The organism is Ectopseudomonas chengduensis, assembly GCF_900102635.1.
Classification (GTDB): Bacteria; Pseudomonadota; Gammaproteobacteria; order Pseudomonadales; family Pseudomonadaceae; genus Aquipseudomonas; species Aquipseudomonas chengduensis.
Genome location: NZ_FMZQ01000035.1, coordinates 1 through 3246 on the forward strand (window position 1 = coordinate 1; position 3246 = coordinate 3246).

General features: G+C 51.9%; 2 tRNA genes and 2 rRNA genes. All 4 read left to right on the forward strand.

The features are described from left to right. Positions 1-1462, forward strand: a 16S ribosomal RNA gene (locus tag BLS08_RS25865); the annotation flags it as partial. Positions 1463-1547: 85 nt separating this feature from the next. Beyond that, positions 1548-1624 (forward strand) — tRNA-Ile (locus BLS08_RS25870). A gap of 22 nt (positions 1625-1646) precedes the next feature. Next, positions 1647-1722, forward strand: a tRNA-Ala gene (locus BLS08_RS25875). 258 nt (positions 1723-1980) lie between these two features. Continuing rightward, positions 1981-3246, forward strand: a 23S ribosomal RNA gene (locus BLS08_RS25880); the annotation flags it as partial.

Sequence of the window (3246 nt, forward strand, 5' to 3'; positions counted from 1 at the left end):
GGAGCTTGCTCCTTGATTTAGCGGCGGACGGGTGAGTAATGCCTAGGAATCTGCCTGGTAGTGGGGGATAACGTTCCGAAAGGAACGCTAATACCGCATACGTCCTACGGGAGAAAGCAGGGGACCTTCGGGCCTTGCGCTATCAGATGAGCCTAGGTCGGATTAGCTAGTTGGTGAGGTAATGGCTCACCAAGGCGACGATCCGTAACTGGTCTGAGAGGATGATCAGTCACACTGGAACTGAGACACGGTCCAGACTCCTACGGGAGGCAGCAGTGGGGAATATTGGACAATGGGCGAAAGCCTGATCCAGCCATGCCGCGTGTGTGAAGAAGGTCTTCGGATTGTAAAGCACTTTAAGTTGGGAGGAAGGGCATTAACCTAATACGTTAGTGTTTTGACGTTACCGACAGAATAAGCACCGGCTAACTTCGTGCCAGCAGCCGCGGTAATACGAAGGGTGCAAGCGTTAATCGGAATTACTGGGCGTAAAGCGCGCGTAGGTGGTTCGTTAAGTTGGATGTGAAAGCCCCGGGCTCAACCTGGGAACTGCATCCAAAACTGGCGAGCTAGAGTACGGTAGAGGGTGGTGGAATTTCCTGTGTAGCGGTGAAATGCGTAGATATAGGAAGGAACACCAGTGGCGAAGGCGACCACCTGGACTGATACTGACACTGAGGTGCGAAAGCGTGGGGAGCAAACAGGATTAGATACCCTGGTAGTCCACGCCGTAAACGATGTCAACTAGCCGTTGGGTTCCTTGAGAACTTAGTGGCGCAGCTAACGCATTAAGTTGACCGCCTGGGGAGTACGGCCGCAAGGTTAAAACTCAAATGAATTGACGGGGGCCCGCACAAGCGGTGGAGCATGTGGTTTAATTCGAAGCAACGCGAAGAACCTTACCTGGCCTTGACATGCTGAGAACTTTCCAGAGATGGATTGGTGCCTTCGGGAGCTCAGACACAGGTGCTGCATGGCTGTCGTCAGCTCGTGTCGTGAGATGTTGGGTTAAGTCCCGTAACGAGCGCAACCCTTGTCCTTAGTTACCAGCACGTAATGGTGGGCACTCTAAGGAGACTGCCGGTGACAAACCGGAGGAAGGTGGGGATGACGTCAAGTCATCATGGCCCTTACGGCCAGGGCTACACACGTGCTACAATGGTCGGTACAAAGGGTTGCCAAGCCGCGAGGTGGAGCTAATCCCATAAAACCGATCGTAGTCCGGATCGCAGTCTGCAACTCGACTGCGTGAAGTCGGAATCGCTAGTAATCGTGAATCAGAATGTCACGGTGAATACGTTCCCGGGCCTTGTACACACCGCCCGTCACACCATGGGAGTGGGTTGCTCCAGAAGTAGCTAGTCTAACCTTCGGGGGGACGGTTACCACGGAGTGATTCATGACTGGGGTGAAGTCGTAACAAGGTAGCCGTAGGGGAACCTGCGGCTGGATCACCTCCTTAATCGAAGACATCAGCTTCTTCATAAGTATCCACACGAATTGCTTGATTCATAGTCGAAGACGATGCTGTAACGCGACCCTGTTATAGGTCTGTAGCTCAGTTGGTTAGAGCGCACCCCTGATAAGGGTGAGGTCGGCAGTTCAAATCTGCCCAGACCTACCAATTGCTTGGTGCAGAAGAATACGGGGCCATAGCTCAGCTGGGAGAGCGCCTGCCTTGCACGCAGGAGGTCAGCGGTTCGATCCCGCTTGGCTCCACCACTCTCTCGTGTTGCGGTGAGTGTTAAAGAGTTCAGAAATGAGCGCTTCAGGGAAAGCCTGTTGAGTGCTGATTTCTGGTCTTTTGACCGGTACGAATATCGTTCTTTAAAAATTTGGATATGTGATAGAAGTGACTGATTAATTGCTTTCACTGGCAATTGATCTGGTCAAGGTAAAATTTGTAGTTCTCAAGACGCAAATTTTCGGCGAATGTCGTCTTCACGATTGAGACAGTAACCAGATTGCTTGGGGTTATATGGTCAAGTGAAGAAGCGCATACGGTGGATGCCTTGGCAGTCAGAGGCGATGAAAGACGTGGTAGCCTGCGAAAAGCTTTGGGGAGTCGGCAAACAGACTGTGATCCAGAGATCTCTGAATGGGGGAACCCACCCGGCATAAGCCGGGTATCTTGTACTGAATCCATAGGTGCAAGAGGCGAACCAGGGGAACTGAAACATCTAAGTACCCTGAGGAAAAGAAATCAACCGAGATTCCCTAAGTAGTGGCGAGCGAACGGGGACTAGCCCTTAAGTTGATTTGAGTGTAGTGGAAGGCTCTGGAAAGTGCCGCCGTAGTGGGTGATAGCCCCGTACACGAAACGCTCTTATCAATGAAATCGAGTAGGACGGGGCACGAGAAACCTTGTCTGAACATGGGGGGACCATCCTCCAAGGCTAAATACTACTGACTGACCGATAGTGAACCAGTACCGTGAGGGAAAGGCGAAAAGAACCCCGGAGAGGGGAGTGAAATAGAACCTGAAACCGTATGCGTACAAGCAGTGGGAGCCTACTTTGTTGGGTGACTGCGTACCTTTTGTATAATGGGTCAGCGACTTATATTCAGTGGCGAGCTTAACCGAATAGGGGAGGCGTAGCGAAAGCGAGTCTTAATAGGGCGCTTTAGTCGCTGGGTATAGACCCGAAACCGGGCGATCTATCCATGGGCAGGTTGAAGGTTAGGTAACACTGACTGGAGGACCGAACCGACTACCGTTGAAAAGTTAGCGGATGACCTGTGGATCGGAGTGAAAGGCTAATCAAGCTCGGAGATAGCTGGTTCTCCTCGAAAGCTATTTAGGTAGCGCCTCGTGTATCACTGCTGGGGGTAGAGCACTGTTTCGGCTAGGGGGTCATCCCGACTTACCAAACCGATGCAAACTCCGAATACCAGCAAGTGTCAGCACGGGAGACACACGGCGGGTGCTAACGTCCGTCGTGAAAAGGGAAACAACCCAGACCGTCAGCTAAGGTCCCAAAGTTATGGTTAAGTGGGAAACGATGTGGGAAGGCTTAGACAGCTAGGAGGTTGGCTTAGAAGCAGCCATCCTTTAAAGAAAGCGTAATAGCTCACTAGTCGAGTCGGCCTGCGCGGAAGATGTAACGGGGCTCAAACCATACACCGAAGCTACGGGTTCATCCTTTGGATGAGCGGTAGAGGAGCGTTCTGTAAGCCTGTGAAGGTGAGTTGAGAAGCTTGCTGGAGGTATCAGAAGTGCGAATGCTGACATGAGTAACGACAATG